The organism is Coprococcus sp. OM06-34AC, from assembly GCF_003462545.1.
In the GTDB taxonomy this organism is placed as follows: domain Bacteria; phylum Bacillota; class Clostridia; order Lachnospirales; family Lachnospiraceae; genus Coprococcus; species Coprococcus aceti.
Map to the genome: position 1 here is coordinate 69,006 of NZ_QTZF01000007.1, position 25,073 is coordinate 94,078.

A 25,073-nucleotide genomic window follows, 5' to 3' on the forward strand; every position below is an offset into this window, starting at 1 on the left:
ATATAGTATATGCAGCAAATTCCGAATCTTTACACAAAAATACCGCAGCACGGAAATTTCTCCGGCTGCGGTATGTCTCCATCTGTACATTATATGTACCGGCTATATTCTATTTTATTGTTTTGTATCAATATACTTCTGAACCTGCTGCTTCAGGATATTGAACTGGCATGGACCTGTCTCGAGAACGACTGTATTGAACTCCTTCAGGTCAAACTTTGATCCAAGCTGTTCCTCAGCATAATCCCTGATCTCCTGCATCTCATAGAAGCCTGTTGAATAACTCTGGTATACGGCAGGATCACCTATCATGGTAGTATACAGATCGTCGGCGGCATCGCCGTTGAATCCCTTTTCATTCAGGTAATCTTTTGCTTCCTGCAGTGACCAGCCCTCATAGTTGATTCCTATATCGATCCTTCCACTTATAAGATAATTGATCTCATCGTTTAACCTGTACAGTTTTGCAACGGTGTCCGAATCAGATGCCCCATCAAATGTGTAATAGTTTATGGCATCATAGCACGCATACATTGCCCAGCCCTCCTTGTATCCAAGGAAGCTTAATATGGTACGTACCGGTTCAGGATCTGTTGACATGTAGTATGCATTCTGCAGCATGTGTCCCGGATATCCCTCATGGGCAAGTGTGGTCCACATACCATCCGTATGTTTGCCATTTACCCTGATAAGGTTGTTGTCCTGGTCATCGATCGCAGGTGACATATAGTATGCCAGCGTATTCTCCTGAATATCCTCAAGGCTCTTATCAAGCTTCTTCGCCTGATACTTTATCTCTCCAAAGTCTGGGTAGTTCTCGGTGGCTGTATTCATGAGTATATCTATTATTTCTGAAGGCTCCTTTGAGTCACTGTCTCCAAAGAGGTCATCGTAGTGCTCCACAAAATATTCATATGAATCGTACTGTGTCATGGCTATGGAATACAGATCTGTCATGAGATCTGACAGGTTGTCATCCAGCATCTGTGCCACTTCCTCAGGTGTCTTATCAGTTCCCGCAGCGTCCTTCAAAAGGTAAGCGTAATACTCTTTACCACCTTCATAGCCACACACACCGCCCTGGTTCTTACCGGTTCCCTTGAGCGATGACAGCACATCTATAACATCCTCATATGCAGGTATAAGACTTTCCGCAACGGCCTTCTTATTCTGTTCCTCAAAGTCCGCTATCTCGTCCGCAGTCAGAAAGTCCAGCGCCTCGATGTTATCGTTGAACACCTGTATCATGAAGTGATTGTCCTTGTCCTTGATGAAGTCTTCGCACTGCTCGATGACCTTATCGCACACGGCATCACTCATAAAATATCCCTTCTCGGACTTTGTCTTCTCAAACTCTAGATTGTCATCAAAATAATCCCTTACCATTCCAAGCACCTGGAGATATCTCTCCACATCACCCTTGTCGTCAAAACGGTAGTCTGTGAAATATGTGGATATATTCGACTGCAGTCCCTTCATAGGTGAGAACGGCTCGCTGAGGTATATGTTCAGATAACCCTCTGACTCCGTCTCCAGATACTGATTAAGTATATCATATGTGAGCTGCTGGCTCTCCGTGAGATCGTCCCTGTCAAATGACTTGAGCTTGTCAAAGGACTCATCAAACTCAGCCTTACGTTTTTTGATTCCCTCATCGCTCATATCCGAATCGCCCAGAGATACCTCCGGCTCAGGAATACCAAGGGCATCCCCATCCTTTATCTCATAGTTGTACGAGAGTGTGTCCGATGTCACACTGTCCACATACTCATCGTGCAGATATTCCTCGAACTCCTTCTGCACCTTTGTGTAGTTGTCCGCATTATCCTTTATTGTTCCTGTGATAGTCTTCTCATCAAACATATGAGAAGTACATGCAGTCATCGACATGGCCATGGCTCCGACAACAGCAGCCACGACAAATCTTCTCATATTCTTTTTGAATCTGGTCATACATCTACTCCTTACTTAATATATTGTCCCTTCACATAACCTATCTACACATTGTATGCCATAAACCATACTATTGTCCATTTATTTTATGTTAAGGTTACAATATACCGAGTCCGTCCAGAACAACCTTTACTCCTATGAGTATAAGTATGATACCTCCGGCAAGCTCAGCCTTTGACTTGTACTTTGTTCCGAATATACTTCCGATCTTCACTCCGACCGCTGAACATATGAATGTGATACATCCTATGAATAATACCGCAAGTATGATATACAGAGTGGACAGCTTGAGGAATGCAAATGACACTCCAACCGCCAGTGCGTCTATGCTGGTTGCAACCGCCAGAAGGAACATGACCTTAAAGCTCATATCTGCATCTACTTCCTCTTCCCCGCCAAACGACTCCTTGATCATGCTTCCGCCGATGAACAGGAGGAGCACAAATGCGATCCAGTGTGACCATTTGCTTACCAGATCTGCAAAAAAGCTTCCGAGGACATATCCTACCGTCGGCATAAGTGCCTGAAATCCTCCAAACCATGCACCTGCGATAAGCATATGCTTCACCTTGATGTTGCGCAGGGACAACCCCTTACAGATAGACACGGCAAATGCATCCATTGAAAGACCAACTGCCAACAGGAATAACTCTGCAATACTCATAATTTTTCTCCTTGATATGGATTTGACGGATGCAGTCACAGACACATATAAAAAGAGACCTCCCGGGCAGCTAAAAGCTGTCCAGAAAGTCTCATCATCTACAGTAATACCAGATTCACGCCATCATCGACCGATGGCTGCCAATCATTATGTTGATATCACAACGCAAGCTCTGCGCTGACTACTCCCTTAATGAACGGTGATATTCTAGCATATTGATAAAATATTATCAAGTAGCATTTTCCTGTTATCGCATTATTGTCATTACAGATCTGTTCAGTCCTGCTTATCGATCCGGGTTGCGCTTGCCTCCTCAAGTGCCGGTGTTCCACGCAGTTCTATGATAGGGCTTCCCTTGCCCTTTATATAATCACCTGTGATTGTCACCCTTCCTATGGTGTCATCCCTTGGAATCTGGTACATGATATCCAGCATGAATTTCTCTATGATGGCACGTAGAGCTCTGGCTCCCGTCTTCCTCTTGATCGCCTCCTCGGCTATCGCCTCGTATGCCGAATCGTCAAATCTCAGATCTACTTCATCAAGCGCAAGGAGCTTCTTGTACTGTTTAAGGATCGCATTCTTCGGTTCCTTGAGTATGCTCACATACATTTCCTTGTCCAACGCATCAAGTGTAAAGAGCACCGGAAGTCTTCCAAGGAACTCAGGAATCATGCCAAACTCGCGGAGATCCTCGGTTGTAACCTGTCTCAGCAGATTCGGATCATCGTCATATTTGTCCTTGAGTTCAGCCTTGAATCCCATGGACGCCTGCTTGCTGATCCTCTGCTTAATGATCTCCTCTATATCAGGGAATGCTCCACCACATATAAACAGTATATTTCTTGTATTGATGGTCGTCATAGGAACCATAGCATTCTTGCTGCCCGATCCCACAGGTACCTCAACATCCGCACCCTCAAGCAGCTTCAACAGTCCCTGCTGTACGGATTCACCGCTCACATCCCTGCTGTTGCTGTTCTGCTTCTTGGCGATCTTGTCTATCTCATCTATGAACACGATTCCTCTCTCTGCCTTCTCCACATCATTGTCGGCGGCGGCGAGAAGCTTTGACAGAACGCTCTCAACATCATCGCCTATATAACCGGCCTCTGTAAGAGTTGTCGCATCAGTTATTGCAAGAGGCACCTTGAGAAGTCTTGCTATGGTCTTGACTATATATGTCTTACCACAGCCTGTAGGCCCCACCATCAGCATGTTGGACTTCTCTATCTCTATATCATCCATGGTATCTGTGAGAACCCTCTTATAATGATTGTATACAGCCACGGATATAACCTTCTTGGCATATTCCTGTCCCACAACATACTCGTCCAGCATAGCCTTGATCTTATGAGGAGCCGGAATGGTCTTAAGCGTGAGCTCTTCCTCCTGCTTCTTTTCCTTTGGCGCCTTCTTCTTGACCTTCTGTGACTTCGGCACGTCATTCTGTGCCTTGAACTTGGACATATCTATATTGCCAAATGGCATATTTGTCAGATCTATGAACTGCATATTGCCAAGCCCCGGCATGTTGCCAAACCCGGAATTGTTGAAGCTGTCAAATGATCTCTGCATGCAGTCCGCACATATATTTATATCTCCAGGCATATGTATCAGCTTGCCGGCCACGCTCTCCGGTCTCCTGCACAGGTAGCAGTATTTCTCGTAGTCGTCATCGTTGTCATTATCATCCGATGCATGTCCATCGGCATCCACCGTATCCGGTGTCTTCTTATCTATATCATCATAATTCTCTGCCATATCTCATTTTCCTTTCCTGATTATACATATAGTCTCAGTCAGAAATATAATAACACACATATACCACATTTACCAACACCTGCAAATATGAAATTACTGTAAAATAGCCGTGACCAAACTCCTCATACCATCATTTTCCCCTTAATAATATTAAGTCATTTGTCTGTTTTTTGTATTATTTTACCGCTGGCATCTTTCGAATCGTTTTAAAATTTCGGCATTTGCGAAGTGCTATGGAATTGGATTTTTCGCTATGCTATAATCATAAAAAATAAATCCAACGGGTAAAAGGAGGACTGTAATTATGAAGAAACTTGAAATCGTAGTTCGTTCAGAAAAGCTTGATGATGTAAAGTCAATACTTGATGAGTGTGAATCAACAGGTGCCATGGTATCAAACATCATGGGTTACGGTAATCAGAAGGGATATAAGACAACTTACAGAGGAAGCGAATATGTTGTAAACCTTATTCCAAAGGTAAAGATCGAGACCATCGCAGCAGACGATGTTGCGGACAAGATCATTTTCAAGGTTTGCGAGAGAATATCCACAGGTAAGATCGGTGATGGTAAGATCTTCGTATATGATGTAGCAGATGTCGTTCGTATCCGTACAGGCGAGCGCGGAGAGACAGCACTCTGATAAGCACAGGTATCCAGTATCATTCCTTTTTCTAAATTGGCAGGCAGTGGCATTTGTCCACTGCCTGTTTTTTATCGTTCAGCTCTGTCTCCCAGTATCTTCAGCAGACTCCCCGGAGTCATCCCTGTATACCACTTAAACTCTCTCTGGAAATGCGCCTGGTCAGAATATCCCATGTCATCCATATAATCCGTGACATGTCCGCCCGGATGCTCCAGCATTTTTCTCACAGTCTCCCTGATCCTCACGATGCGGGCAAACCTCTTGGGGCTGACCCCCAGCTCCTCCACAAATCTCCTATGCACATGTCTAACGGTGCATCCCATCTGCTCAGCAAGCTCTGATATGCTTATCTTCCCTTTTGCCGCATATATGACATCCGCCTGTTTCACGATGTCCGAATCAGCCATGCCATTCCTCTGCCACAACGATCCGCATTTCTCTATATGCTCCGTGATCTCCTCCGTCGCACCCTCTATCGGATCTTCTGCACCATTTCCTGTAAATGCATGATCAGCCGTCAGCAGTTTTTCAAGCAGACGCATATCTTGGGTATCCAGAGTCTCCCTGCCAAATCCAAGATCCTGCTCCACAGATATGAAGCTGCAGCTCTCCTCAATGCAAACAGCCGCCTCCAGTTCACCCGGATACACCCTTTTGATGTGTCCATCCGTACATATCACACATATCCCAGCATTCTCCTGTGGCACTATTCTCAGCCCACCCAAGCTGTAACCAGCTCTCACATACACAGACTTCTCATTCTTTTCTATCAAATTAGTATGTACTTCACTGCAAAAATTAACATTCAATAAAATCTGACTATCCATACGCCATCTCCGCATAACTTTATTTATCTTTACCGTATCTTTGCTTTATTATATTAAGCCCGCGCAAAATATAATAAGGTTTATCGTTCCATGTCCGATTTTTTCAATATTTTACCATATCTCAATACTATACTCAACCCAAGTTAGTAATTGAGGTGTGGCACTGAGATACTTATTATCAGTCATATCTCAGTGACGTACGATCAGATATAATGTGCACAAAGATGTGTTTTGTCAGGAGCATACCTGGCAGGGCGCATCTTTTTTTATTATCTGATCACTTCCACAACTACAATGTATTAAAAGGAGGAATGATTATGGAAGACGTAAGCACAATTGTATTTGGAGTATGGTTCCTTGTCGGAGCCGCACTGGTATTCTGGATGCAGGCCGGATTTGCAATGGTTGAGGCCGGTTTCACAAGAGCCAAGAATGCCGGAAACATTATAATGAAGAATCTCATGGATTTCTGTCTCGGTACAGTTTCATTCATGATCCTCGGTTCATCACTTCTGCTCGGCAGCAGTGACTGGGCACTCGGAGGTTTCATCGGAAAACCATCATGGGATTTGTTCCTTCACTTTGAAAACTATGACTGGTCAAGCTTCGTATTCAACCTTGTGTTCTGTGCAACAGCAGCAACCATCGTGTCAGGAGCTATGGCAGAGAGAACAAAGTTCTCTGCATATTGTGTATACTCAGCTATCATCTCACTGCTGATATATCCTATTGAGGCTCACTGGATCTGGAATCCAGGTGGCTGGCTTGTAAAACTTGGCTTCCATGATTTTGCCGGTTCATGTGCCATCCATATGGTAGGTGGAATCTCAGCACTGATTGGTGCCGCATTACTTGGACCTCGTATCGGAAAGTTCAATAAGGATGAGAATGGCAAAGTAGTAAAGGTTCACACCTTCCCTGGTCATAACCTTCCACTCGGCGCACTCGGTGTATTCATCCTGTGGTTCGGCTGGTACGGATTCAACGGTGCAGCCGCAACATCTGTTGAGCAGTTAGGTTCTATCTTCCTCACTACTACTATCGCACCTGCACTTGCAACAGTTTCATGTATGATATTTACATGGCTCAAATATGGCAAGCCTGATGTGTCAATGTGTCTCAACGCTTCACTCGCTGGTCTCGTTGCCATCACAGCTCCTTGTGATACAGTCGATGCTTTCGGCGCAGCTATCATCGGTATCGTTGCCGGACTTCTCGTAGTATTCGGAGTATGGCTCTGTGACCACGCATTACATGTTGACGATCCTGTCGGTGCCGTAGCCGTACATGGTGTAAATGGTATCTGGGGAACAATCGCTGTAGGTCTCTTCTCCACAACAACTGTTCCTGGAAATGATACATTAAACGGTCTGTTCTACGGCGGTGGCATTCATCCACTCCTCATCCAGTTACTTGGATTTGCAGCAGTTGCAGCATGGACAGCAGTTACGATCACCATCGTATTCCTGATCATCAAGAAGACTATGGGACTTAGAGTATCTGAGGAGGAAGAGATCAAGGGACTTGATCCTACAGAGCATGGTCTTCCTACAGCATACGCAGATTTCCTGACAACAAAGTAATTCATAATATATAGTATTATCTGCAATCAAAAAGCCTGTGGTATGAATCAAAGTTCATATCACAGGCTTTTTAATATATTCACATCCACATGCCATGTATAAGCAGCATATGCGGATTCTTCCTGTCTCCATACTCGTGTATTGTCATCTCTTACCCCCTGTAAAAGCATTAGTTAGACTATCCTAACCTATGGCATATTATCACAGAAAGGCACTTATATACAACACAATATTGCACAAAGAAAAAAGATCCCAGTCATTACGACCGGGATCCGTCTTAAAACAAACATCTATAGATTAAAGACTGTAAGAACCTGATTCTCCATCAGCTGTATAATATACCATGCCTGTTTCTGGCTGGTAGTATACGTTCAATTCCTTAACTGTCTTATTGCCAATAACTTCCTTCACCTTAGCAACGATTGCTGCCATCTTGATCTGACCGCCAGCGAACTCAACAAATACATTCTCTGTTGTCTTAGCTGGAGCTGCCTTCTTTGCTGTAGCCTTCTTTGCAGGTGCTGCTGCCTTTGTCTCTTCCTTCTTAGCTGGTGCTGTTTTCTTTGCAGGTGCTGCCTTTGGCTCTTCCTTAACTGGAGCTGCCTTCTTTGCAGGTGCTGCCTTTGTCTCTGTAGCTGCTGTCTTCTTTGCAGCTTCCTCTTTCTTAACTGCCTCAACCTTAGCAAGTGCTGCTGCAGGTGTTGCCTTTGTTACCTTCTTTGTCTCATCTGCCTTCTTTGCTGTAGCCATGATTCTTTCCTCCCAAATAAAAAGTATCTATGTAATCTTATGTATTTATTTTCAAGCTAGGTTGATATTACTCCATTTTTTATATTTTTTCAATATAACCAAATTCTTTTCTCCCTTTTGTATCGTTTTGGGAATTGATTTACAATAAATGGCAACACTTTACACAAAAAGGCGGTCACAGATCGTTGTAAATCCGTGACCGCTTTTGTCATTTTGTACAAATACACACACTAATTCGTGAGAATATTAACCACTTCACTCAATTTCATTCCGTTTGATCCCTTCAAAAGCACTATATCCTCAGGCTTCATGAGCGCCATAAGGTATATCGCGATCTCCTCCGTGTCAGTGAATGACACAGTCTTGGCATACTTCGTATCACAGGCATCCAGAGCTTCCTTGATCTTCTGGGCATGCTCTCCGATGACTATGACCTCATCTATCTTCTTATCTCTGAGATACTCTCCGACTTCATAGTGGTACTCATCGCTCTTCTCTCCGAGCTCAAGCATATCGCCGAGCACGATATACTTCTTGCCCTCGCACTTCATGTCACAGAGGACATCGGTGCTAGCCTTCATGGAATCAGGGCTTGCATTGTATGTATCGTCTATGATCGTGTATTTGCCAGGAAGCTTGATGACCTTCTGTCTGAGACCTCTGAAATTCTCAAATGCCTTCGACGACTTCTCATATGGAACTCCAAGCTGATGCGACACAGCCATGGCCACCAATGAATTGCGCACGTTGTGCAGTCCCATCACTCCTACCTTGACAGTTACAACGTCATCCCCATGTACCATATCGTATACAGAATATCCATCCTCCATGCGGATGTTAGTTGCTCTGAAGTCCATGCCCTCGCCGCAGCCATATGTGTATACCTTACATGGTATCTCATCCTTGACCGCATACAGCATAGGATCATCACCGTTGATATACAGTGTTCCATTCTCGCCCATGCCATTGATGATGCTGAGCTTCTCCTTGCGGGTGTTCTCCAGTGAACCCATATATTCTATATGTGCAACGCCTATGGTCGTTATAACGCATATATCCGGCTGAGCTATATCAGTGAGGATGTCCATCTCACCCGGCTCGCCGATTCCAAGCTCAAGAACAGCCGCATCGTACTCGTCTGTCATCCTTGACACCGTGATAGGCTCGCCGTACACCGAATTATAATTGCCCTCTGTGTGGAAGCACTTCATTCCAGCACTGACAGCCGCTGTGATCATCTCTCTTGTCGTGGTCTTGCCCACGCTTCCTGTAACCGCCACAACAGGCATATCGTATCTGTTCCTTATATACTTTCCAATGGCCTGCAATGCCTTAACAGTATCATCCACCCTGATATACGCCTTGTCCGACACCACAACATTGTCATGCTCCGATGTGAGTGTGGCTGCTGCAGTCTGAAGTGCTGATTCTATAAATCTGTGTCCGTCGGTTCTTGTTCCTATGATCGGCACGAACAGATCGCCCTCCTTGGCCTCCTTAGAGTTTATACAGATGTCAGTGAGAACAGTGTTCTCATCTCCGCAGAGGAGTACGCCTCCTGTAGCTTCCAGAATATTTTTTACTGTTATATCTACCATCACTATCCCCTTTTTTCATATTGATAAAATATATACAACCGGGCTTTACCGCCGCTCCGGCTTCATCAGGTGTCCATTATAGCACTGTATTATGCTTTTGTATATTTAAATCTCTTTACTTTTATAATCCCAGAACTGTTCAAGGATCCCGTCCACATTTTGCATGTTGCATATCACGCTGTCATTCCATTCCACAGGAAACAGCTCCGTGTAACGCCTGGTGGCAAATCTCTCGTCTATCAGAAGTATTATCCCCTGATCCGTCTCCGTCCTTATGACTCTTCCGGCAGCCTGAAATACCTTGTTTATTCCCGGGTACTGGTACGCATATCTGAATCCATTCCTGTCGGATGCAGCCTCTTTTTCGTCCGCCGCGGTTCTGCTGTCGAAGTAATCCATCATCAGCTTTCTCTCCGTGCACACCTGGGGAAGACCGGGTCCGACTATTATTGCTCCTATCAGCCTGTCACCAGTCAGATCGATTCCCTCGGAGAATATTCCGCCCATGATACACAGTGCCAGCACATTGTCCTTCTCCTCAAATGCCCTCAGGAAGCTCTCTCTGTCGCTCTCCGTCATGTATTGTTCCTGGGCTATAACTTCCACCCCAAGAGACTCTGGAAGCTCTTCAGTGAGCACATGCACCTTCTCCAGCATGGCATACGATGGAAAGAACACCATATAGTTGCCCAGTCTCGCACTTATCACGCGCTCTATATAGCTGTAAATGTTCCTGTACATCGCCTCATTACGGTTCGTGTATCTGGTCGTGACATCATTTGCTATCATTATCTTCCTGTTCTCCGCAGAAAATGGAGACGGGATGTATATTGCCCTGTCCTCCGGGCAGTCCGACAGCATCTCCATATAATATCTGACAGGAAGTATCGTAGCCGAGAAAAACACCGTGGCAAGCCCTTTGTCCAAGCAGTTTCTTATGTTAACTGCAGGCTTGACGCAGTACAGTCTCACCACAAATCTTCCGTCATCCCTTATCTCGTCATACACGACATAATTCTCATCCATCATCTCCGCAATGTTCAGAAATGAGGTGAGATTAAAATAAAAGTTCAGGACTTCCTTTCTCTCCGGGATCTGCCTGTGCTCCTCCAGAAAGAGCTGTATTGCTTCATGGAGGCTGAGCAATTTCAGGTGAAGAGGTGCTATGCTCGAGAGCACCCTGTATCCCTCCTCAGGAATCTCCTTCTTCATCGTAAGCAGCTCTCTGTTGCAGCTTCCTATATGTCTTGCCATACGGCCGCCATACTGGGCTGTGAGCTTCTTGAGCTCCAGAAAGTCCTCCTTCACAATCTCCGCACTGTACATGGACGAAGCCCTGTCCACAAGGTTGTGCGCCTCATCCACAAGGAATACATAATCTCCCGGCTTACCGCCCTCTGCCGCAAAGAACCTCTTGAGGCTCGCCCTCGGATCAAAGACATAGTTATAGTCACATATCACCATGTCAGCAAACAGACTCACATCAAGGCTCAACTCAAACGGACACACTCTGTGAGCCTGTGCGTACCGTATTACCACATCTCTGTCAACCACCGTCTCATGTAATACCACGTCGTACAGCGCATCATTTACCCTGTCAAAATGCCCCTCGGCATACGGACATACCGCAGGATTGCAATCCACCTGTTCCTGACAGCATATCTTCTCTTTTGCCGTGAGTATTACAGTCTTAAGCCTGAGACCTCTGTCCTCCAGCAGCTCCACCGCATTTCTCGACACAGTGTGGGCTATGGTCTTGGCTGTCAGATAAAATATTTTCGACACATGTCCCTGAACCATGGATTTTATGGACGGGTACACCGCCGCCATGGTCTTTCCGATTCCAGTTGGTGCCTGGACATACAGATGTTTTTCCTGCTCAATAGCCCTGTACACATACAGAGCCATCTCCTTCTGGCCCTTCCTGTACTCAAATGGGAACTCCATGTCCGAGATGGACTGATTTCTCATGAGCTGATGCTTCTCCACCAGATCAATCCATTTGCAAAGCTCCGCCATCATTGAGCTAAACCATTTCTCCAGATAGCCAAATGAATATCTCCGCCTGAAGAACTTCTCCTTCTCGCTGTCAAGGTTTACATAACTTATCCTCACATCTATCCAGCTATAATTATTCTCTTTTAAATATATATACGCATAGCACATCGCCTGGGCCACGTGGACGCGCTGCGGGCTCTCCATGTCATCGAGGTTCCTGTATATGCCCTTTATCTCATCTATAAGCACATCGCTGTCATGGAAGTCCACAGCATACCCCTCTGCCATGTCAAAGCCGTCGTCAATATCCCCGGACTCTTCCTGTTCGCCACCGCATCTGTCTATGATTCCATCAGCCCGGCCCTCCACAGTTATCAGATGTCCGCCAAGCTCCTCTGTATACCGGAGCGGCACCTCTGAATTATAATGAGACCCTGCCCTTTTCTGAAGCTTCCTGTGAATCCTGCTACCCGCATTCATCGCTTCTCTGGACAGAGTCCCACTACTGCTATCACTTATATCGCCACTGCGGAAGATGAATTCCACCAGGCTCCTAACTGATATTTTTATATTCATTATCTCTTATATACTATCTTCTCTGCGAGATCGTCCGCAGTCTGTCTGTCTATGAGTATCTCAACCAGCTTAAGTGCAAATTCTATGGCTGTTCCCACTCCTCTGCTGGTGATCACATTTCCGTCCACCACTACCGGCTCCGTGCTGTGGCGCTTCGCCATGAGCTGATCCTCACATCCCGGATAACATGTTGCATTCTTGTCCGCAAGCACGCCAAATGCGCCAAGTGCTGTAGGTCCCGCACAGATAGCAGCCACATAACCGCCTCTGTCATTCTGTGCCTTGACCATGGCCTGAACCTTTGAATTTGCCTTGAGGTTCGGAACCCCCGGAATACCTCCAGGAAGAACTACAAGATCGCACTGGTCATCGATCTCTGATAACTTCTCATCCATCGTGACCTCCATGCCTCGCGCTCCTGTCACTGTATCCAGATCGTCAGCCGACACCATCAGGCACTCAACTCCGGCTCTTCTCAAGAGATCCACCACCGTGAGAGCCTCTACCTCTTCATAACCTGTTGCAAATAAAACTCTTGCCTTCATCGCTTTTCCTCCTTATTCGCACTCTTTACAAAACTGTCTATATCACGTCTGTCCATGCCGCTCAGGGCGCTGTTCTGATAGATACCGTCCTCAGTCACATCCCTACCAAACCACGTTGGCGGCACAAATGTATTTGCAAATTTCTCCTCCGGGAATTCAACCTCAGCATAGGTGAGTCCGCCAAATATCCCGTCGAACACGTCCAGCTCGATCTTCAGTTCCCTGTCCACTTCACTGTCACCACAGGTTCCGTCTGTATCGGAAAGCGGTATTATATACCGGTCCTTCTCTATTATATTGCCGTCTGCCTTACATCTGAGATTCCTGTATTCATCCTCGTCCAGATCCATCTCGAATTCCTGCCTGCTGAGCAGTCCCTTGGATTTGACCGTGAGCACACGTCTGTCGTCCGTTCTCCTGATCCTTATGACCGGCTTCACGGACACATACATCTGTTCCATGTGCTTCACCTGATATTTTGTCAGATCGACAGGTATCTCATGTACAAGGTATTTTCTCTCTATCTCCATATATGCCTCCACCTATTCAAACCAAATGGCCGCCTTATCAGAACACATCTCCCGGCGGTATATCTCCACTCACATAGCTTCCTATAGCTTTGTTCATAAATACCATGGACACGACAAGTGCGATGATCCATACAACAAACGAGGATAACAGATATCCAAGAGCAGTGTTGACCGACATTATGAACACCGCCAGAGTCTGTGCATAGACACATATCGTAAATACCTTGCCGTAGGACAGTCCCGTGTTGAGAATTCTTGCAAGTCTATTGCCCGCTATACTGAATATCAGCGCAAGGAGAAGCTGTCTGCCCGCCGATGCCACCATCACCGCAATGAACATGATCACCATGTACATATAAAATACCGGTGTCAGTACCGCCAGCTTGCTATTGTTGAAGCCATCCGGTAGGAACATGTATTTGAGCGGTGTCTCCATGTAATCATAGCCCTTGCCATCTGAGACCATTCCCATGACTATATTCTCACTTCCTATGGCGATGTACACTCCATCCGTTTCCATGGAGTCAAGGTCCACTGACGCATTCTCCGTGTTGATGTACAGAGTAGCATTTCCTATCTCAAGCTGCATATCGTGTTCCATGTCTAGCTTATTGTCATGATATGTGAATGCCGGGATCTTATTTGTTATGAGATTCCTCAGACCTCCGACCTTGCCAACCCAGAATATGGCGTCTATTCCAAACTCTATAAATGCCAGTAAAAAGGATATGATCACCACAAACCACACAAGGCGTCCCGTCTTCAGCTTAACCAGTTGTTTGTAATTCTTCGGACTGCTGACCGCTATCGACAACTGATCGAGCAGCGTCACCTTCTTGTTCTCTTCCTGTTCTTCCATATAAATCTCCAACTCTAATAATTATTGACCGGCAAAATGAACCAGCTATTCCATCGGCTCTATGATCCCAAGCTTCACCATAGCCTTATATATTCCATCATTCTCCGCATCGTCTGTGACCATCATAACCTGTCTTTTGAGCTCCTCCGGCCCCTTCTCCATGATTATGCTGTTCGGACAATATAATAACATAGGTGCGTCATTGTTGCCATCACCAAATGCATATGCATTTTCAAGCGGAATATCAAAATAATCCAGAAGATACTGTATACCTGTCGCCTTACTAAATCCCTTGGGAACTATCTCGCAGAAATTTGAACCTCTGTCGATATAGTCAAAATGCTGTGATACATACGCGCGGAACTCAGGAACATTTTTATTGTCATCCGCGAACCAGCAGCAGAACTTGTCGAATTCAAAGTCATCCGAGTCCACATCCTCCCCAACAAATATTCCATTTGCCCGGAAGTATCTGACCATCTCTGCAAGGAGTTCATTTCCCATGTTCTGACCGTCCACGTACACCTTGTCTCTGTGCTCATACATTCCAAACATGTCATATCTGCGGCATGCATAAGCTATATCCCTGCACACATCCCTGCTGACATCATTGTGGAACAGCTCTTTGCCGTCATAGTAAATGGATGTTCCGCAGCCACACACAAAGCCATCAAAACCCGCAGCCTTGATCTCATCAGTGACATTACAGTAAACCCTGCCAGTGTTGATGAACACCAGATGTCCGTTGGCTCTCGCCTGCGCCAGCGCATGCCTTGCGCTGTCCGGGAAGTATCTCCTTCCGTCCTCGGTTATAAGCGTTCCGTCTATATCAAAGAACAATATCTTCCTGTCTGTGCTTTTCATATATTATATCCATCCTGTCATATATTTACAGGCACATGTATTATAACTACACGTGCCTGTATCTTCTGTACGCATTATATTTTCACTTGATAACCTGCGCATGCATCAGCATGCTTCATTATATCGCATTTTCTGCAGTCTGCATTACAACTGCTTCATGAGGTCGATCATCTCAAGAGCTCCCATAGCGCAGTCATAACCCTTGTTGCCGGCCTTTGTTCCTGCACGCTCGATGGCCTGCTCGATATTCTCTGTTGTAACAACTCCGAACATTACAGGTACACCTGTCTCAAGTGATACTGAGGCAACGCCCTTTGAAACCTCGTTGCACACATAATCATAGTGGCTTGTCGCACCACGGATAACAGCACCAAGACAGATAACAGCGTCATACTTGCCGCTTGCAGCCATCTTCTTTGCGATTACAGGGATCTCAAATGCACCCGGAACCCATGCAACTGTAATGTCGTCTGCATTCACATCATGACGGAGAAGCGCATCCTCTGCACCGCTGACCAGCTTTGAAACTATGAACTCATTGAATCTCGCTGCTACTATACCTATCTTTGCTCCATTTGCTACTAACTTTCCTTCTACCTTATTCATCTGATTTATCCTCCTTATTCTATATCGGAGCTTACCCAGCCCCTCCTTATGAAATATTAGACTTCGTGTAACATATGACCCATTTTCTCTTTTTTTGTCTTGAGATAAAATGCGTCAAACTTGGTTGGCTCTATCTCTATAGGAACTCTCTCCACGATCTCAAGATTGTAGCCTGCAAGGCCGTATACCTTGAGTGGGTTGTTGGTGAGGAGTCTGATCTGTCTGATTCCGAGATCCACAAGTATCTGTGTTCCTATGGTGTAATCCCTTGCATCATCAGGGAAACCAAGCTTGAGGTTTGCCTCAACGGTGTCAAGCCCCTGATCCTGAAGCGCATATGCCTTGATCTTGTTGATAAGGCCGATTCCTCTGCCCTCCTGTCTCATGTACAGGAGCACGCCTCTGCCTTCCTTGGCAATGGCCTTCATGGCCGCATCGAGCTGCTGTCCGCAGTCACACTTCTGTGAGCCGAAGCAATCGCCTGTGAGGCACTCGCTGTGCACACGGCAGAGAACAGGCTTGCCGTCAGCTATATCACCCATTGTGAGTGCCACGTGATGTTCACCGTTCAGCTTGTTGATATATCCACAGATCGTAAACTCACCATACTTTGTTGGAAGCTTTGCCTTGGCTACGCACTCAACGAATACTTCATGCTCTTTTCTGTACTGCACAAGCTTCTCTATGGTCGATATCTTAAGGCCATGAACCTTTGCAAATTCCACAAGGTCATCCTTTCTCGCCATGGTTCCGTCATCCTTCATGATCTCACAGCACAGTCCGCAAGGCTTAAGTCCTGCAACCTTCATAAGATCAACTGTAGCCTCTGTGTGGCCGTTTCTCTCTATGACTCCGCCTGCAACTGCCTGAAGTGGGAACATATGTCCCGGCCTTCTGAAGTCATCCGGCTTTGCATTCTCATCCACAAATTTTCTGGCTGTGTAGCCTCTCTCCTCGGCTGAGATTCCGGTGGTTGTATCCACATGATCCACTGATACTGAAAATGCTGTGCAGTGGTTATCTGTATTGGTTATACACATCTGTGGGAGATTCAGCTTATCCGCATATGACGCATCCATAGGCATGCATATGAGACCTCTCGCCCACTTTGCCATGAAGTTGACATTCTCCGTTGTAGCAAATTCTGCTGCACAGATTACATCTCCCTCATTCTCTCTGTCCTCGTTGTCGAGCATGACAACCGGCTTTCCCGCCGCAAGATCTGCAGCGATCTCCTCTATCGAGTTGAATTCAAAACTCATCACTCTACCTCCTTAAAATATCTGTCTACATAAATCCATTTTCTGCCAGAAACTTCATATCAAGTCCTGATCTATCTGAAGCATTTCCATTTGAAAGCTTTTCATCTGTATCGTCACCCTTGTATGGCATAAGCAGTTTCTCAACATACTTTCCAACCACGTCATTTTCAAGGTTGACCACCTTGCCTGGCTTGCCATCCAGCAGCGTCGTCTCTCCCGCCGTGTGCGGAATGATCGACACCTTAAAGCATGTATCATCGACATACGCAACCGTAAGGCTTATACCGTCTATGGCTATTGAGCCCTTCTCAATGATGTATCTGAGTATCTTCGGAGAACAATCTATTGTCACCCACACTGCATTGTCCTCCCTTTTGAGCTCTCTGATCGTTCCGGTTCCATCTATATGTCCTGACACTATATGTCCGCCAAATCTTCCTCCGGCCGCCATGGCACGCTCAAGGTTCACCCTGCTGCCACCGGTAAGCTGTCCAAGTCCGCTTCGTCTCAAAGTCTCAGGCATTACATCCGCAGTAAAGATATTCCCCGATATGCCAGTTGCAGTAAGACACACACCGTTTACCGCTATACTGTCTCCAACCTGGCTTCCATGGAGAACCTTGTCTGCCTGCACCGTGATGCTGCAGGAGCTTACGCCTTTATCTATCTTTCTTATAGTTCCTATCTCTTCTACTATTCCTGTGAACATGTATGACCTCTTTTCTATAAGTTCTTAAACCTTTTTGTATCTGAGCATCACATCTTCATCAAATCTTCTGACCTCGTCAAGTCCAAACATATGTGCATCCGCAGGCACATCAACACCCGTTCCGGATACCGGACTGTACTTGCCCTCGCCGCCAAATATCTTAGGGGCAATGAATACACATGCCTCATCCACAAGACCTTCAGACACCATGCTGTAGTTGAGCTCGCCGCCGCCCTCAAGCAGTATTCCGTCTATGCCTTTCCCGCCGAGGATCGTCATGAGCTGCCTTAGATCCACCTGTCCATCCACATCTTCGGTCTCTATGATGCTTACACCTTTATCCTTGAGTCTCCCACACTTTGCTGAGTCTGAAGCTCCCGCTGCCGTCGTGGCAACTATGGTCTCTATCTCCCCGGCGGTCTGTACGATCTGTGAATCCTCCGGAATCCTGAGCTTGCTGTCACAAACTATCCTGATCGGATTTCTGACATTATCAGTATCCCTGTCCGTGCTTTTCTCTATTCTGCATGTCAGCATCGGATCATCCGCAAGCACTGTTCCTATGCCCGCCATAATACCCTTATGTCTGTTTCTGAGTTCCATGACATACGCCCTTGATGCCTCACCGGTTATCCACTTGCTGGCCCCTGTGTGGGTAGCGATCCTGCCGTCCATGGTCATGGCATATTTCATGGTCACATACGGCTGTTTATTTACTATATACTTAAAGAAAATACCGTTTATGGCATCGCACTCGGCTTTGAGGCAGTGTGTGTACACCTCTATCCCGGCATCACGCAGTCTCTTAAAACCTTTTCCCGCCACCATAGCATTCGGATCATCGGAACCACAGTAGACCTTTCTGATCTTGTGCTCTATGATCGCGTCCACACATGGAGGCTGCTTGCCAAAATGGCAGCACGGCTCAAGCGTCACATACATGACTGCGCCCTCGGCATCCGCCTGATCCTTAAGACTGGCAAATGCTGCGCGCTCAGCGTGGAGCTCTCCATATCTCACATGATATCCCTCTCCTATGATCCTGCCATCCTTCACTATGACAGCACCTACAAGCGGATTTGGATTCACTGCTCCAGTGCCGCGCCTTGCAAGCTCTATGGCACGTCTCATATATGACGGATCAAATTCATCATCTATATCATATTTTTCCATATGACCACCATCCTACTTAATACCTTTACAGACAGACTATCGGATATTGCTCATTCAAGCCTCCGAAGTATCTGTTCAAAACACAAGAAAAAACCCCGAAGATAACTTCGGGGTTTTCTCTTGTTCTGGTATCCATCACAACGGACTTCCATCAGATACCCTGTTCTGAATATATAATACTTCTCTCATCCAGACTATACTGTCGGTCCCGGAATCACACCGGATCATGCCTCATGGCTCACGGACTTAAGGTTTCCCTAACACCGTCGGTGGAGAATTGCACTCACCCCCGAAGATCTATCATCATATGCAGTTGTCTCTTAAAAACGACTATATTGTATTCCATATGCAAACGGAATGCAACTGTTTTTTATGATGTATTTTACCGATAAATTTTAAAGCTGTGAATTGAACAGGCTCTTTATCTTGTAGATAATATCATCACTGTCCGCATTTATAGATGCCGCCTCATTTATTCCTGAGAGCTTTGTAAGCTCATCCGTGTCAGCATCTCCGCCGTAACCTATCGTGTATACAGGTATGTTCGACTGTCTGAGCGCACTTGTTATCTCATCCATGGAATATCCCACATTGGCATATCCATCGCTGAGAAGGAACAGCATACACTTTGCATCCGGGTGCTCTGCCTTTGCATCGGTTATCATCTTCATCGCAACCACAACGGCATCATACGAAGCCGTTCCGCCTGAAGCCATCAGATTGTTGACCGATCCCTGGAAATATGATCTCTGGTTCAGGTCAAACTGGGCGATCGGAACCTCCACTGTAACTGAGCTTGAGTAGCTGACAAGCCCAACATAATTGTTGTCATTGATATACTGCGCACCGTTTGTCAGACTGTTCTTGAGCTGGTTCATAGGATCTCCGTCCATGGAACCGCTGCAGTCCGCAACAAACACCGCGATGATGTCCTTGCCGTTATCCTTTGTCTTCTTGTATGTCTTGAGTCCCTGTGTGACCTGTGCACCGGAGAATTCTTCCGTCGCAGTATAATCATCGTTGGCATTGAAGCCCTTCTTTGTCGCGATCGTCTGCATATCATCACTCTTGCAGTAATCCACAACGAGCTGTATGGCCTCAAGCTCTGATGCAGACTTTCCCGACTTGTTACATATGTATACAGGATTGTCATGTCTCACGCCAAATGCAATGAAATCATACATTGACACGAGATTGCTGTCATTGATATATGCCTGATACTCTGACAGCATAGCATCGAGTGTTCCGTTTGATGCACTATCTCTCATCTGCTGTGTTGTATATGCAACGTATGGTATGTTTGAGTTAAACTTTGTAAAGTTATCCTCGCCGTCCTGAAGCAGCGTGAGCAGGAGGTTAAGTCCTGTGGCACTTGTCTGTGGGTTCGTGTATCCCATGGTGATCTTGTTGTCCTGAACGGCCTTTATGGCATCGGCAGCAGTAGTGTAACCGCTGTCCTTCTTCACAAGGATTCCCGCTGTATTTCCAACCAGTCTGTCCGCGTAAAGCTCAAGGCTGCCGCTGTTCGACATCGCATACTCTCCGAACAGGGTGTTGCTCGGGGTGTACAGATCCGGGAGATATTTGCCGGAAATGATATAGTCAGCGGCTGTACCGGATGGCACTGATCTCACGCTCATCGATACCGACTTGCCGTCCGCTGTCTTCACACCAGAACCGTTGAAGGAATTTGCAACATCTATAAGCCATGAGTCGTTGTCCTTTCCCGCCTTCTCACCTGATGTAAATATCTCTATATCTATGTCTCCATTGCCCTCAACTGCCAGTGGATATTTGTCTATCTCAGGCAGCTCCGCATACAGATCCGGAGTGTCCAGAGTGACCGTACCCTTTACAGGGGTCGCTTCGCTTACATCGAGATCCGCATATAACTCATCAAGAGTCATATCCGATCTTGATGATCCTCCATTTCCACCGCCTGCTATGTTGATAACCTTCCTGCCGACTATTCCGATAATGACCGCGATCATCGCAATTATCACCAGCACTCCGACTACCACTAATCCTTTTGTCCTCTTATCCATTTCTTCCTCCTTTTACATTCCCTGACTGTGGACATCCTGCCTCATGCCATTCATGCACTCTATGACATCATCCACATATTTCATATCCAGCGAGCTCAGGTTGGTGTCAATATCAACCATCTTCTCCACCAGAATATTGAACTTTCTCACCAGCTCGTCGCCCTGTCTGCACAGATTGTCGAGGTATACCGGCTGGGGTCTAGTGTAATAATCGTATGTCTGTATAAAGCCTATGGCACTGTCCATGTTGCTCTGTGCCTGCTGCTTTATATCCTCGTACAGATTGCGGATACCACTGCCCTCCTCCACATTCTCCTGGAAGTATTCCTCCCTGGACATTATGCTCTCATACTGTCTGTTGAGTCTCTCTATCTGTGCATCAAACAAATGTCCCCTGGCACTGTCCTTGAGCTTCTCCGTCGAGCGTCTTCCCTTGAGTATATGTACATTTGCTGTTATGGTGAATGTCAGCCACACTACACTGATCGCAACACCTATAGCTATTCCCACCATACTGTCAGCCAGCACAAACATTACTATTGCCAGTATGAACATTATCAAGCCTATGATATTGACCGCTATCAATCCCATCGTTTTTCCTCCTAAAGTCAATATATATCACACCGCATCTGCATGTTCATTGTCTCTCTGCAATACGCTGAGCCTTCGCTTTGCAGCATCGGTGACCGTAAGTCCCGAAAAGTCAGCAAATTCCTTCTTCTCATTTCTTATGAGCATGACCGCAAACTCCCTGTCCGTCTCCTCCGCGCAGGACAGCAGTTCATGGTAATCCACCGGCCTATCCTCATATATTCGAAGCGCAACAGCCTCCGGCACAACAATAAACGTCATGGACGTGTGCGTCTTATCCGCTATGTATATCTCCGCCTTGTCCGCAAATTTTGCAAATTCCTCCGCCTGAGTCTGAAAGCCTCCACTCTGAAGCTCCGCCAATATCCTGTCTCTGTCCTCCATGAGACTGTCGAGATACAGATAGCCCTTCAGCAACAGGAGTCCCATAAGTCCATCTGACATATTGAAGTCAAGTATACAGCCATGTCCCTCGTCACTGTCCGTCAGTACATGACACACGCACTCCGCTATATCCTCATCGCTGAGTCCGCTGTATTTATACGCCTGCTCAATCCCATCATTTGTTATGAGCACGGTCTCTACATTTCCCCTTACAGACTTTTTCTTCCTGATGCTCTCAACAGGACGTGCAGCTATCTTGAACGCCTTCAGCTCATTTACAGCATCATCTATACTCTTCTTCCCTGATATAGAGGTCTCAAACCGTCCCTGATCCGTAGCTGCCGCCTGCACATTCCTGTATATCCTTTGTACAGAGATCTTATTTCTCCTCATTATCGCACTTAAAATGTCAATATCTGACTTCTGACCGGCCAGATATCTCTGAAGCTCCGCTCTGAGCTTTCTCCTGAAATCAAGCTCGTACTCAGTGTTGGTTATATCCGTTCCTGAATACCACCGTTTCTCCAGATATTTGTAATTATCCGGATCCCTCAGTCTGTCCAGCGCACTGTTCTTCAGACTGTTCACACCTTCCTCATCGGTCTCCAGCTCACAGGCAAGTTCCGGCACACTGCATCTGTCATGTCTGTAGCCATAGAGCTTATCTATCACTATCTTCTCCCTGTAATTCAGTTTGTCTATGAGTTCATCGAACATCCGCCTGCACATACCATCCTGTGAATAGGACAGCGTATCCGCCTGCACCCCAAATACAGAACTGTACAGTGCTTCATACGGACTGATAACATCCAGCATATATTTATTATTTTCTTTTCTTAGAACATACGCCCTGTGCAATATCCCACACCTCATTCTATATAAGTTCTTAATCCAATATGCAAACCGGCATACATATCTGATATGCCCATCATCATTTTTACTTATATCTGAACTTAATCATTTTCATTATACATGTTTTGCCACAAATTAAAAACATAAAAGTGACGGGATATGGTATTTTATTATTTTATTAAGTGTTTATACAACTGTCTGTCCACCTGTGGTATAATGAATCGACAACAAACTGGGAGGATATCTATGATCAGATTTTTGCCGGATGAATACTATTCATCCACATACAAGATAGATTTCAAAAAGTATTACGACATGGGATACAGAGGTATACTGTTCGACATAGACAACACTCTTGTGAGACATAATGAGCCGGCCACATCCAGAGCGATCCAGCTCATGGAACAGCTCAAGGCCATGGGCTTCAAGGTATGTCTGGTATCCAACAACAAGGAGCCAAGGGTTGCCGCTTTCAACAAAAAGATGAAGGTGAATTACATATTCAAAGCCGGCAAACCATCGAAAAAGGGCTACATCCGTGCCATGAACGAGATAGGCTGCAACATAGACAACACGATCGCCGTGGGCGACCAGATCTACACTGACATCATCGGAAGTGCCAGCCTTGGCATACACACTATCCTTGTCAAGCCTATAGACACAAGCCACGAGGAGATACAGATCACCCTCAAGAGGATCATTGAAAAGCCGTTTATTTTCTACTTCAGGAAAAAGCATGGCATGGTAAGATAATTTCTGTTATTCATAACGCAACACAAAAGGCCGTATTCACATATCTGCCTGATATGTGAATACAGCCTTTTATTAAATATCTCAGTAACATATACGTTCTGTCATGATGTTACACATCTGTGTGATCCACAGAACGTATGTTAGTCGTTGTACACCTTCTTGAACTCTGTATATCCCTCTGACTCCAGCATGTTTATCTGCTGCTTCATGTTCTTTCTCATCATCTGGATAGTCACTGTCTTACCTGCCTGGCGAAGTTCCTTTGCCTCCTTGAAGATCTCAAGCTTCTTGTCCAGTGTCACATCCTTGTGAATGAGGATAGCTACGTTGTCAGAATCTATCTTGTATCCATTCTCAAGCTTGTCCTTGAGTATGGTGATTATTCTCTCAAAACCTATTGAAAATCCTGTTGCAGGGACATCCTGTCCACAGAAGTTTCCAACCATCTTGTCATATCTTCCGCCGCCGGCGATGGAGAAGTTGTAGTCATCTATTGTAACCTCAAAAATAGGTCCTGTGTAATATCCCATACCTCTCACAAGAGTAGGGTCAAATACGATCTTTACGCCATCTGCAACCATGGTCTTTGCACTTGATATGATCTCGTCCATATTGGTTATAACCTTTGGATCAAGGCACTCAGCGTCTATGTCCCTACAGAACTCAGCGCAGCTCATATCTCCAAGGTTCTGGTATATCTCAAGATACTTGTCCACCATCTCTGCGTCGTATCCGTTCTCTGTGAGCTCTGCTCTTATGCCATCCAGACCTATCTTGTCATACTTGTCAAGGCTGATGAGTATTGAAGCAATGTCTTCCTCTGCAAATCCCGCATTCTTCGCAGCACCACGGAGTATCTGTCTGTCGTTGATGTGGATAGTAAAATCTGTTATTCCCACCTCAGAGAATATTCTTGAGAGCATATCGGATGTGGCTGCCACAAGCTCTATCTCCGCAAGGTTTGTATTGTCACCAAGTATATCTATATCACACTGGGTGAACATTCTGAATCGTCCCTTCTGTGGCTGATCCGCACGGAATACAGGTCCGATCTGGAGTGCCTTGAATGGGCTTGGAAGCTGCTCCTTGTTGTTCGCATAATATCTTGAGAGTGGAAGTGTAAGATCGTATCTGAGTCCGCTGTCTGCCAACTCTCCCTTACCTGCATCGATGGCTCTCGCAAGGTCTGCGCCTCTCTTCATCACCTTGAAGATAAGCTTCTCATTGTCACCGCCCTGCTTGCTTGTAAGATTCTCTATATGTTCCATAACAGGAGTCTCTATCTGTGTAAATCCAAATCTGGAATAACTTGTCTTGATCATTGAAAGCACATGCTCTCTAAGCCTCATATCAGCCGGAAGCTGATCACACATACCTTTTACCGGTGTCTTGATGAATTTTGCCATTTCTTATCCTCCTGATCTTATATCTTTATTAAATCCAACCTATTCTAGCATATACAACTATATTTTTCCACCCTTAAAAAGAACACCGGAACAAACTTATAGTTTGTTCCGGTGCTTTTCACATAATATATTGAT

Annotated in this window: 21 protein-coding genes, 1 pseudogene and 1 riboswitch; of the genes and pseudogenes, 3 read left to right on the plus strand and 19 right to left on the minus strand. The window is 45.8% G+C overall.

Features of this window, described 5'->3' with window-relative positions; translation table 11 throughout:
• Window positions 1-114: 114 nt before the first annotated feature.
• The 3 genes from DXB91_RS11835 to clpX all read right to left on the minus strand — a co-directional run bounded on the left by DXB91_RS11835 (window position 115) and on the right by clpX (window position 4,381).
• A complete protein-coding gene (locus tag DXB91_RS11835) occupies window positions 115-1,953 on the minus strand; it encodes a DUF885 domain-containing protein (protein ID WP_117549247.1) in 1,839 nt (612 codons plus the stop codon).
• Between the two features lie 97 nt (window positions 1,954-2,050).
• Complete coding sequence (locus DXB91_RS11840) at window positions 2,051-2,617, minus strand: manganese efflux pump MntP (RefSeq protein ID WP_117549249.1); 567 nt, start codon at window positions 2,615-2,617, stop codon at window positions 2,051-2,053.
• A gap of 276 nt (window positions 2,618-2,893) precedes the next feature.
• On the minus strand, window positions 2,894-4,381 hold the full coding sequence (gene clpX / locus DXB91_RS11845; protein WP_118018162.1) for an ATP-dependent Clp protease ATP-binding subunit ClpX: 1,488 nt from the start codon (window positions 4,379-4,381) through the stop codon (window positions 2,894-2,896).
• 304 nt (window positions 4,382-4,685) lie between these two features.
• Between clpX and DXB91_RS11850 the strand changes: the two genes are divergently transcribed.
• Window positions 4,686-5,024, plus strand: a complete 339-nt coding sequence (locus DXB91_RS11850) for a P-II family nitrogen regulator (protein WP_015533899.1) — start codon at window positions 4,686-4,688, stop codon at window positions 5,022-5,024.
• A 71-nt stretch (window positions 5,025-5,095) separates the two neighbouring features.
• Here the strand turns inward: DXB91_RS11850 and DXB91_RS11855 are convergent, their stop codons facing one another.
• On the minus strand, window positions 5,096-5,854 hold the full coding sequence (locus DXB91_RS11855) for a helix-turn-helix transcriptional regulator (RefSeq protein ID WP_158564610.1): 759 nt from the start codon (window positions 5,852-5,854) through the stop codon (window positions 5,096-5,098).
• A 311-nt stretch (window positions 5,855-6,165) separates the two neighbouring features.
• On the opposite strand from DXB91_RS11855, the pseudogene DXB91_RS11860 reads away from it, so the two are divergent.
• Window positions 6,166-7,422, plus strand: a pseudogene (locus DXB91_RS11860) (ammonium transporter); the annotation flags it as partial.
• Window positions 7,423-7,734: 312 nt separating this feature from the next.
• Here the strand turns inward: DXB91_RS11860 and DXB91_RS11865 are convergent.
• From DXB91_RS11865 to DXB91_RS11930, 14 genes are all read right to left on the minus strand, one after another.
• Entirely contained in the window at window positions 7,735-8,187 is a 453-nt protein-coding gene (locus DXB91_RS11865; protein ID WP_022215918.1) for a DUF6465 family protein, read from the minus strand.
• A gap of 230 nt (window positions 8,188-8,417) precedes the next feature.
• Window positions 8,418-9,785, minus strand: a complete 1,368-nt coding sequence (locus DXB91_RS11870; RefSeq protein WP_117875017.1) for a UDP-N-acetylmuramoyl-tripeptide--D-alanyl-D-alanine ligase — start codon at window positions 9,783-9,785, stop codon at window positions 8,418-8,420.
• 105 nt (window positions 9,786-9,890) lie between these two features.
• The gene (locus DXB91_RS11875; RefSeq protein WP_118018166.1) at window positions 9,891-12,359 is read right to left on the minus strand and encodes an ATP-dependent DNA helicase; all 2,469 of its coding nucleotides are present in this window, start codon (window positions 12,357-12,359) and stop codon (window positions 9,891-9,893) included.
• A complete protein-coding gene (locus DXB91_RS11880) occupies window positions 12,359-12,904 on the minus strand; it encodes a DJ-1 family glyoxalase III (protein ID WP_022215915.1) in 546 nt (181 codons plus the stop codon). The genes DXB91_RS11875 and DXB91_RS11880 overlap by 1 nt, the downstream gene beginning before the upstream one ends.
• Window positions 12,901-13,434, minus strand: coding sequence for a CYTH domain-containing protein (locus tag DXB91_RS11885; RefSeq protein WP_055223316.1), 534 nt, complete (start codon window positions 13,432-13,434; stop codon window positions 12,901-12,903). The genes DXB91_RS11880 and DXB91_RS11885 overlap by 4 nt, the downstream gene beginning before the upstream one ends.
• Window positions 13,435-13,471: 37 nt before the next feature.
• Window positions 13,472-14,293, minus strand: coding sequence for a DUF1189 domain-containing protein (locus DXB91_RS11890; RefSeq protein WP_055146925.1), 822 nt, complete (start codon window positions 14,291-14,293; stop codon window positions 13,472-13,474).
• A 45-nt stretch (window positions 14,294-14,338) separates the two neighbouring features.
• Window positions 14,339-15,157, minus strand: coding sequence for a Cof-type HAD-IIB family hydrolase (locus DXB91_RS11895; RefSeq protein WP_015533908.1), 819 nt, complete (start codon window positions 15,155-15,157; stop codon window positions 14,339-14,341).
• Between the two features lie 144 nt (window positions 15,158-15,301).
• Window positions 15,302-15,763, minus strand: a complete 462-nt coding sequence (gene ribH / locus DXB91_RS11900) for a 6,7-dimethyl-8-ribityllumazine synthase (protein WP_015533909.1) — start codon at window positions 15,761-15,763, stop codon at window positions 15,302-15,304.
• Between the two features lie 56 nt (window positions 15,764-15,819).
• Entirely contained in the window at window positions 15,820-17,025 is a 1,206-nt protein-coding gene (locus DXB91_RS11905; RefSeq protein WP_022215912.1) for a bifunctional 3,4-dihydroxy-2-butanone-4-phosphate synthase/GTP cyclohydrolase II, read from the minus strand.
• 25 nt (window positions 17,026-17,050) lie between these two features.
• On the minus strand, window positions 17,051-17,734 hold the full coding sequence (locus DXB91_RS11910) for a riboflavin synthase (protein WP_015533911.1): 684 nt from the start codon (window positions 17,732-17,734) through the stop codon (window positions 17,051-17,053).
• Window positions 17,735-17,758: 24 nt separating this feature from the next.
• Window positions 17,759-18,907, minus strand: a complete 1,149-nt coding sequence (gene ribD / locus DXB91_RS11915) for a bifunctional diaminohydroxyphosphoribosylaminopyrimidine deaminase/5-amino-6-(5-phosphoribosylamino)uracil reductase RibD (RefSeq protein ID WP_118018168.1) — start codon at window positions 18,905-18,907, stop codon at window positions 17,759-17,761.
• 173 nt (window positions 18,908-19,080) lie between these two features.
• Window positions 19,081-19,208, minus strand: a riboswitch (FMN riboswitch).
• 94 nt (window positions 19,209-19,302) lie between these two features.
• On the minus strand, window positions 19,303-20,952 hold the full coding sequence (locus DXB91_RS11920) for a vWA domain-containing protein (RefSeq protein WP_055146937.1): 1,650 nt from the start codon (window positions 20,950-20,952) through the stop codon (window positions 19,303-19,305).
• A gap of 12 nt (window positions 20,953-20,964) precedes the next feature.
• Window positions 20,965-21,543: a hypothetical protein gene (locus DXB91_RS11925; RefSeq protein WP_117875027.1), complete on the minus strand. Its 579-nt coding sequence runs from the start codon at window positions 21,541-21,543 to the stop codon at window positions 20,965-20,967.
• A gap of 27 nt (window positions 21,544-21,570) precedes the next feature.
• Window positions 21,571-22,743 (minus strand): hypothetical protein, encoded by a 1,173-nt coding sequence (locus tag DXB91_RS11930; RefSeq protein ID WP_117875029.1) that lies wholly within the window; start codon window positions 22,741-22,743, stop codon window positions 21,571-21,573.
• Between the two features lie 282 nt (window positions 22,744-23,025).
• Between DXB91_RS11930 and DXB91_RS11935 the strand changes: the two genes are divergently transcribed.
• The gene (locus DXB91_RS11935; protein WP_015533916.1) at window positions 23,026-23,532 is read left to right on the plus strand and encodes a YqeG family HAD IIIA-type phosphatase; all 507 of its coding nucleotides are present in this window, start codon (window positions 23,026-23,028) and stop codon (window positions 23,530-23,532) included.
• A gap of 140 nt (window positions 23,533-23,672) precedes the next feature.
• On the opposite strand, the gene hisS is transcribed toward DXB91_RS11935, so the two are convergent.
• Window positions 23,673-24,938, minus strand: coding sequence for a histidine--tRNA ligase (gene hisS, locus DXB91_RS11940; RefSeq protein ID WP_015533917.1), 1,266 nt, complete (start codon window positions 24,936-24,938; stop codon window positions 23,673-23,675).
• Window positions 24,939-25,073: the final 135 nt, after the last annotated feature.

What these genes read in the sequence shown, in the direction of transcription:
- DXB91_RS11835 (WP_117549247.1), bottom strand. Translation starts at nt 1,953, where the DNA reads ATGACCAGATTCAAAAAGAATATGAGAAGATTTGTCGTGGCTGCTGTT.
- DXB91_RS11840 (WP_117549249.1), bottom strand. Translation starts at nt 2,617, where the DNA reads ATGAGTATTGCAGAGTTATTCCTGTTGGCAGTTGGTCTTTCAATGGAT.
- clpX (WP_118018162.1), bottom strand. Translation starts at nt 4,381, where the DNA reads ATGGCAGAGAATTATGATGATATAGATAAGAAGACACCGGATACGGTG.
- DXB91_RS11850 (WP_015533899.1), top strand. Translation starts at nt 4,686, where the DNA reads ATGAAGAAACTTGAAATCGTAGTTCGTTCAGAAAAGCTTGATGATGTA.
- DXB91_RS11855 (WP_158564610.1), bottom strand. Translation starts at nt 5,854, where the DNA reads ATGGATAGTCAGATTTTATTGAATGTTAATTTTTGCAGTGAAGTACAT.
- DXB91_RS11865 (WP_022215918.1), bottom strand. Translation starts at nt 8,187, where the DNA reads ATGGCTACAGCAAAGAAGGCAGATGAGACAAAGAAGGTAACAAAGGCA.
- DXB91_RS11870 (WP_117875017.1), bottom strand. Translation starts at nt 9,785, where the DNA reads ATGGTAGATATAACAGTAAAAAATATTCTGGAAGCTACAGGAGGCGTA.
- DXB91_RS11875 (WP_118018166.1), bottom strand. Translation starts at nt 12,359, where the DNA reads ATGAATATAAAAATATCAGTTAGGAGCCTGGTGGAATTCATCTTCCGC.
- DXB91_RS11880 (WP_022215915.1), bottom strand. Translation starts at nt 12,904, where the DNA reads ATGAAGGCAAGAGTTTTATTTGCAACAGGTTATGAAGAGGTAGAGGCT.
- DXB91_RS11885 (WP_055223316.1), bottom strand. Translation starts at nt 13,434, where the DNA reads ATGGAGATAGAGAGAAAATACCTTGTACATGAGATACCTGTCGATCTG.
- DXB91_RS11890 (WP_055146925.1), bottom strand. Translation starts at nt 14,293, where the DNA reads ATGGAAGAACAGGAAGAGAACAAGAAGGTGACGCTGCTCGATCAGTTG.
- DXB91_RS11895 (WP_015533908.1), bottom strand. Translation starts at nt 15,157, where the DNA reads ATGAAAAGCACAGACAGGAAGATATTGTTCTTTGATATAGACGGAACG.
- ribH (WP_015533909.1), bottom strand. Translation starts at nt 15,763, where the DNA reads ATGAATAAGGTAGAAGGAAAGTTAGTAGCAAATGGAGCAAAGATAGGT.
- DXB91_RS11905 (WP_022215912.1), bottom strand. Translation starts at nt 17,025, where the DNA reads ATGAGTTTTGAATTCAACTCGATAGAGGAGATCGCTGCAGATCTTGCG.
- DXB91_RS11910 (WP_015533911.1), bottom strand. Translation starts at nt 17,734, where the DNA reads ATGTTCACAGGAATAGTAGAAGAGATAGGAACTATAAGAAAGATAGAT.
- ribD (WP_118018168.1), bottom strand. Translation starts at nt 18,907, where the DNA reads ATGGAAAAATATGATATAGATGATGAATTTGATCCGTCATATATGAGA.
- DXB91_RS11920 (WP_055146937.1), bottom strand. Translation starts at nt 20,952, where the DNA reads ATGGATAAGAGGACAAAAGGATTAGTGGTAGTCGGAGTGCTGGTGATA.
- DXB91_RS11925 (WP_117875027.1), bottom strand. Translation starts at nt 21,543, where the DNA reads ATGGGATTGATAGCGGTCAATATCATAGGCTTGATAATGTTCATACTG.
- DXB91_RS11930 (WP_117875029.1), bottom strand. Translation starts at nt 22,743, where the DNA reads ATGCTGGATGTTATCAGTCCGTATGAAGCACTGTACAGTTCTGTATTT.
- DXB91_RS11935 (WP_015533916.1), top strand. Translation starts at nt 23,026, where the DNA reads ATGATCAGATTTTTGCCGGATGAATACTATTCATCCACATACAAGATA.
- hisS (WP_015533917.1), bottom strand. Translation starts at nt 24,938, where the DNA reads ATGGCAAAATTCATCAAGACACCGGTAAAAGGTATGTGTGATCAGCTT.